General features: G+C 70.9%; 7 protein-coding genes and 1 pseudogene. 1 reads left to right on the top strand and 7 read right to left on the bottom strand.

What is annotated here, in order from left to right; genetic code table 11:
• From FV222_RS16285 to FV222_RS16255, 7 genes and pseudogenes are all read right to left on the bottom strand, one after another.
• A pseudogene (locus FV222_RS16285) lies at positions 1–631 on the bottom strand (capsular biosynthesis protein); the annotation flags it as partial.
• Between the two features lie 50 nt (positions 632–681).
• The gene (locus tag FV222_RS16280; RefSeq protein ID WP_246685496.1) at positions 682–1,554 is read right to left on the bottom strand and encodes a DUF1206 domain-containing protein; all 873 of its coding nucleotides are present in this window, start codon (positions 1,552–1,554) and stop codon (positions 682–684) included.
• A complete protein-coding gene (locus tag FV222_RS16275; RefSeq protein ID WP_147751003.1) occupies positions 1,551–1,892 on the bottom strand; it encodes a hypothetical protein in 342 nt (113 codons plus the stop codon). Before FV222_RS16275 ends, FV222_RS16280 begins: the two co-directional genes overlap by 4 nt.
• A 74-nt stretch (positions 1,893–1,966) precedes the next feature.
• Positions 1,967–2,533: a Uma2 family endonuclease gene (locus FV222_RS16270; RefSeq protein WP_147815117.1), complete on the bottom strand. Its 567-nt coding sequence runs from the start codon at positions 2,531–2,533 to the stop codon at positions 1,967–1,969.
• A 73-nt stretch (positions 2,534–2,606) separates the two neighbouring features.
• Positions 2,607–2,822, bottom strand: a complete 216-nt coding sequence (locus FV222_RS16265) for a hypothetical protein (RefSeq protein WP_147815115.1) — start codon at positions 2,820–2,822, stop codon at positions 2,607–2,609.
• 3 nt (positions 2,823–2,825) lie between these two features.
• Positions 2,826–3,017 carry a hypothetical protein gene (locus tag FV222_RS16260; RefSeq protein WP_147815113.1) on the bottom strand — a complete coding sequence of 64 codons (192 nt, stop codon included), beginning with the start codon at positions 3,015–3,017 and terminating at the stop codon, positions 2,826–2,828.
• Positions 3,018–3,089: 72 nt separating this feature from the next.
• Positions 3,090–4,547, bottom strand: a complete 1,458-nt coding sequence (locus FV222_RS16255; protein ID WP_147815111.1) for a saccharopine dehydrogenase NADP-binding domain-containing protein — start codon at positions 4,545–4,547, stop codon at positions 3,090–3,092.
• A gap of 376 nt (positions 4,548–4,923) precedes the next feature.
• Here FV222_RS16255 and FV222_RS29715 point away from each other — a divergent pair, with 376 nt between their 5' ends.
• Complete coding sequence (locus FV222_RS29715; RefSeq protein ID WP_187275069.1) at positions 4,924–5,094, top strand: hypothetical protein; 171 nt, start codon at positions 4,924–4,926, stop codon at positions 5,092–5,094.
• Positions 5,095–5,354 lie beyond the last annotated feature (260 nt).

Here is a 5,354-nt window from a genome sequence, read left to right as displayed (position 1 = left end):
GCTCTCCGACCACCCGCTCCAGGTCGGCGAAGCCGCCGAGCACGGTCACGTCGCGCATGGTCTGCCCGGCCTCGTCGGCGCGCGGCGAGAGGATGCCGCGCGGGGCGAGCTTGCGCACCGAGCCGGATTCGATGGCGCGCAGCAGGGTCTCGATGTCGGCGCCGCGCCCGAGCAGCAGGGTCGGCACCGTAGCGGACCGGGCGCTCGACTGCTTGGAGCGGGCGTATTTCAGGTAGCGGAACGCGAGCCGCGTGCCGCCGAGCAGGAAGATCTGCAGCACCCAGTACAGGACGATGGCGATCTTGCCGAAGAAGTAGAACCCGTACAGGTCCGACGAGACCAGCACGTAGTCGAGCACCAGCAGCCCGAAGGCGAGCACGCTCGCGGCTCGGACGATGCCCGCGAGGTCGGGCAGCGAGGCGAAGCGCCACTTGGTGCGGTAGAGCCGAAATTGCCGGTAGACGAGGCCGGCCACGACGAGGAACGGCGGCAGCAGGACCGGGAGCGCGTGAAGGCGCTCGGCGAGGGCGTCGCCGGTGAAGCGGAACACGAAGGTGAGGACCACGGCCAGCGCGGTCGCCACGAGGTCGTGGACCACCATCACCGCGGTCTTGTAGGTACGCTGCTGCATGATGTTCCGCGGCGGTATCGGCTCCGCCTCGGGCGGTGTCAACGCGGGCGTCAGGCCCCCGGGCGCACCGCCCGCGCCACCGCGTCGTCGGCCTGGTCGATGTCGGGTGCGTCGATCCGCCGGTAGCGCGCCTGGATCAGGCCGAAGGCGCCGAACGCCACGTGGCCAGCCGCCACGATCGCCAGCAGGACGCGGCCGTAGGGCTGGGCGCGCAGCGCCTGGAACGCCCCCGACAGGCCCTTCACCTCCGAGGAGGCCTGGTACCAGGCCGCGACGACGACGAAGCCGCCGATGATCAGGAACGCGATGCCGCGGGCGGCGTAGCCGAACCGGCCGACCGGCTCAGCCCAGGCCTGCCGCGCCGCGTCGAGGGCGAGCCGTTCGGTGACGTCGCCCCGCGCCGCTTTCACCAGGAAGCCGACGCCGCCCCCGACGACGCCGAGGCCGATCAGCGCCACCGCGACCCGGCCATAGGGTTTCGCCAGCAGCCAGGCGGTCCAGTCCTGCAGGCCATCGCCGTCCGATTGCAGCCCGAGACCGAGGGCGAGGCTCGCCGCGGTCAAGCCGAGGCCGGCGTAGATGCCGGCGCTGATCAGGTGAGCGCCCCGCACCGCGAGACCCTTGGGGGAAGTGCCGCGCCGGTCGGCGTCGGTCACGGCCTCGACCAGCCGCCAGGCGGCGAAGCCCCAGAGCCCAAGCGCGATCAGGCCGACGATCCAGGGGCCGAGCGGGCCGAGCAGCACGAAGCGCAGCGCACCCGCACTGTCGCCGGCCTTGCCGCCGGCGCCGACGGCCGCGAGCACCGCCAGCACGCCGACGACGCAGTAGACGGCGCCGCGGGCGCAGAAGCCGAAGCGGGCCAGGCGCTCGATCGTGTTGCGCCCCGCAAAGCGGGTGGACGAGCGACCGGAAGGGCCGCTCACGCCGGATCGCGCTGCGGCTTCCCGGACAAAGCCACGTAGAACCCGAGGCCGTCGCCGGCCGGCAGCGTCTGCAGGCGGTCGACCAAGCCGCGGCGCTTGGCGTCCAGCAGCAGGCGTCCGGCCGGCTGGAACAGCGTCTCCCCGCCCCCCTCGGGCGGCGGGTCGAGGCGGATCGCCACGGTCTTGCCCTTGGCGAAGCGGCTGCGTTCCAGCATCTCGTTGAGCGACGCCTCCGCCGTGGCCCGGTTGGCGCCGCGCAGGTCCATCACCGATTCCGCATCGGTGAGGCCGAGGCCGCCGCGCAGCTTGTCGGCGTAGAAGTCTTCGAAATGGGGCAAGGGCGACGACCTGCTGGGAGTTTGTCAAAGTACTGGCGAACGCGGTGGATGCCGGCTCGCGCGAGGAGGATGCTCTAGAACGACAGACCGGCGAAGACGGTTGCGACGAGCAGGGCGCCGCCGAACTCGGGCAGCTCGATCGCGCCGTCGAGGCCGAGTGCCTGCTTGCGCCAGGCGTTTCCCTCCTGGCGCCGCCAGACCTCCACCCGCGGTTCGTCCTGGTACACGATCAGGAAGACCTGAAGGCTTTCGACGGCGCGGTAGAAGTCGGTCTTGCGGCCGCGGTCGGCGCTCATGGTCGAGGGCGACAGCACCTCGGCGACGAGGACGGGATCGGAGGCGTAGCCGTCCGGGAGGATCGGACCGCAACGCACCACCACGTCGGGGATCGGCGCGATGTCGTCCATGTGCCGGCTCACGATGGCGATGCCGGGGACGACGCGGCAGCCCTTCGGCTCCACGAGTTCGGCGAGCCTTCGTGACAAGGTGAAAACGATGGTCTGGTGCCGCTCGCTCGGCGGCGACATCAGGACCGGCTCGCCGTCGAGCAGTTCCCAGCGCTCGTCGTCCGGGCGGCCGGCGACCCAGTCCTGGTACTCGGCGACGCCCATGCGGTCGTCCCGCTTTGCCGCGACTGCCATGCGAGCCTCCGAACCACGTAGGCGAGAATGTCACGAGATGGGTCGGCGCGCGACCGACGTCATCCGCAAACGATCAGAATTCCACCCGGGCATAGATGTCGGAGACCGCGAGCGTGCCGCCGAGTTCGGGAAGGTCGACGGCCTCGCCCTGGCCGAGCATCCGCATCGCCCAGCCGGCGTCCCGCTGCCAGACCTCCACGCGATGCGCGTCCAGGTAGACGATCAGAAACGTCCGGATCGATGCGACCGTCCGGAAGAAGTCGGTCTTGCGGCCTCGATCCATGCTCATCGTTTACGGCGAGAGCACCTCCGCGACGACGAGCGGGTCCCGCGTGTAGCCGTCCCGCGGCAGCGGCCCGCACTGCACGACGATGTCGGGAATCGGCGCGAAGTCGTCCATTGCATCGCTCAGCACTGCGAGGCCGGGGAGGGCGTGCGCGTCCCTGCGTTCGGCGAGGTCGTCGAGGCGTCGGGCAACAGCCATCGCGGCCTCCTCCGGTGAGGCCGCGATGGTAGCATTCCGGGGGGCGTCCGCAACGATCGCGGACGGCCGGCTTCAGCCGCGCACGAGCACGTTGCGGAACTGCCAGGGGTCGCTCGCGTCGATGTCCTCCGGGAACAGGCCGGGGCGGCCGGCGAGCGGGGTCCAGTCGGTGTAGACGCCGACGACGGGCCCGAGATACGGGGTCTGGACCTCGAGGCAGCGGCGGAAGTCCATCTCGTCGGCCTCGACGATGCCGGCCTCCGGGTTCTCCAGCGCCCAGACCATGCCGGCGAGCACGGCCGAGGTCACCTGCAGGCCGGTGGCGTTCTGGTAGGGTGCGATCCGGCGGGTCTCCTCGATGGAGAGCTGCGAGCCGTACCAGTAGGCGTTCTTCTTGTGGCCGTAGAGCAGCACGCCGAGCTCGTCGATGCCGTCCTCGATCTCGTCCTCGTCGAGGATGTGGTGCTTCTCCTGCACCTTGCCGGCGTTGCCGAACATCTCGTGGAGCGAGAGCACGGCGTCGTTGGCCGGGTGGTAGGCGTAGTGGCAGGTCGGGCGGTAGGCGGCCCGATCGCCCTCGCGGACCGTGTAGTAGTCCGAGATCGAGATCGCCTCGTTGTGGGTGACGAGGAAGCCGAACTGCGACTGCGCCGTCGGCGTCCACGAGCGCACGCGGGTGTCGGCGCCGGGCTGGAGCAGGTAGATGGCGCAGCGCGAGCCCTTCTCCTGCTCGCGCGCGTTCGCGGGCATCCAGGTCTCGTGCGTGCCCCAGCCGAGCTCGGCCGGCTGGTTGCCCTCGGAGACGAAGCCCTCGACCGACCAGGTGTTGACGAACACGCCCTGCGGCTTGGGGTGCTTGGCGCGCTGCGTGTCGCGCTCGGCGATGTGCACGCCCTTGACGCCGACCTCGCGCATCAGCGCGGCCCATTCCTCACGGGACTTCGGCTCGGGGGTCGTGACGCCGGTATCCTTCGCAATGTTGAGCACCGCCTGCTTCACGAACCACGACACCATGCCGGGGTTGGCGCCGCAGCACGAGACCGCGGTGGTGCCGCCGGGGCTGGCGGCGCGGGCGTCGAGGATGTCCTGGCGCAGGGCGTAGTTGGTGCGGTCGCCCTGGCTCTTGTCCTTGTCGAAGTAGAAGCCCGGCCACGGCTCGGCGACGGTGTCGATGTAGAGGGCGCCGAGCTCGCGGCACAGCTCCAGGATCGCCCGCGACGAGGTGTCGACCGACAGGTTCACGCAGAACCCCTGGCCGCCGCCCTCGGTGAGGAGCGGGGTGAGCACGTCGCGGTAATTCTCGCGGGTGAGGGCCACCGTCTCGAAGCGCAGGCCGTGCTTGTCGGCGAGCGCGCGATGCGAATCGGCGGGGTCGATCACGGTGAAGCGGGCGTGGTCGTATTCGAAGTGGCGCTCGATGAGGGGCAGCGTGCCGCGGCCGATCGATCCGAACCCGATCATCACGATGGGCCCGCTGATGCGGCCGTGGACGGGTGCCTTGTTCGAACCTGGCTTCGGCGTATCGGTCATGGCGGGGGCGGTCCTTCGGATGTGCGCGGCGCGCAGAGGCGGCTCGGGTTAGGCGGCCGATGTGACGATGGGGCGACAGGCCGGGCCCGTCCGCGAATGCGACGTCCCCTCAGGCCGCCCGGCGGCGCTGCCGTTCCGGGCTCTCGGCCGTCGCAGGGCGCCGCGTGGATGCCGGACCTAGTGCCGCCTCATGCCACAAGGGTCAACCGCACGGCGCCCGCGCGAACCGCAGAGGTGTTGACGAAGTGTTGCGCATGCGACCTCTGCATGCGAGACCTTCGAACCGGTGCGTTGCGTGCACCGCACAACGATCGCATGCTGCATCGCAAGATCGATCGAAGACCCGTCCCGGGTCGCAGGTCGCACGGAGCCGCCCATGCTGTCCGTCCTCACCGCGCACGTCCCGGCCCCCGCCGACGAGCCCCAGGATCGCGATCCCGGTTTCCTGACCCTCGCCTTCACGGTGGTCCGCGTCCTCCGTCGCGAAGGCCGCAATGCGTTCGAGCGTCGCTGCGCCCGCGCCGCCGAGACGCTTCCGCACGCCTGATCCGACCGCCGCGCCGGAAAATCCGGCGGCGCCGGATTGCGCCGCCCCGCCCCGGGCTTTAGGCGCCTTCCTCGAAGCCATGTCGGCCGAGGGGGCCTAGTCTCGCATGTCGCCGATCCGCGCATCTCGCCATTCTGCGCGCTTCGCCGCGCTCCTCGCGGCCTCCCTGATCGCGGTGTCCGTGGGCGCCGTCCCGTCCGCCGCGCAGGAAGAGGCGCCGGACGCCGCGCCTGCAGCGCCCCCCAAGGTCAAGCCGAAGC

Source organism: Methylobacterium sp. WL103 (genome assembly GCF_008039885.1).
Lineage (GTDB): Bacteria > Pseudomonadota > Alphaproteobacteria > Rhizobiales > Beijerinckiaceae > Methylobacterium > Methylobacterium cerastii.
Note: the sequence above shows the minus strand (reverse complement) of the source record. Positions and strands in the feature narration are given on the sequence as shown.

Coding starts and splice junctions, on each gene's coding strand:
- FV222_RS16270 (WP_147815117.1), bottom strand. CDS start 2,533: ATGGCAGTCGCGGCAAAGCGGGACGACCGCATGGGCGTCGCCGAGTAC.
- FV222_RS16265 (WP_147815115.1), bottom strand. CDS start 2,822: ATGAGCATGGATCGAGGCCGCAAGACCGACTTCTTCCGGACGGTCGCA.
- FV222_RS16260 (WP_147815113.1), bottom strand. CDS start 3,017: ATGGCTGTTGCCCGACGCCTCGACGACCTCGCCGAACGCAGGGACGCG.
- FV222_RS16255 (WP_147815111.1), bottom strand. CDS start 4,547: ATGACCGATACGCCGAAGCCAGGTTCGAACAAGGCACCCGTCCACGGC.
- FV222_RS29715 (WP_187275069.1), top strand. CDS start 4,924: ATGCTGTCCGTCCTCACCGCGCACGTCCCGGCCCCCGCCGACGAGCCC.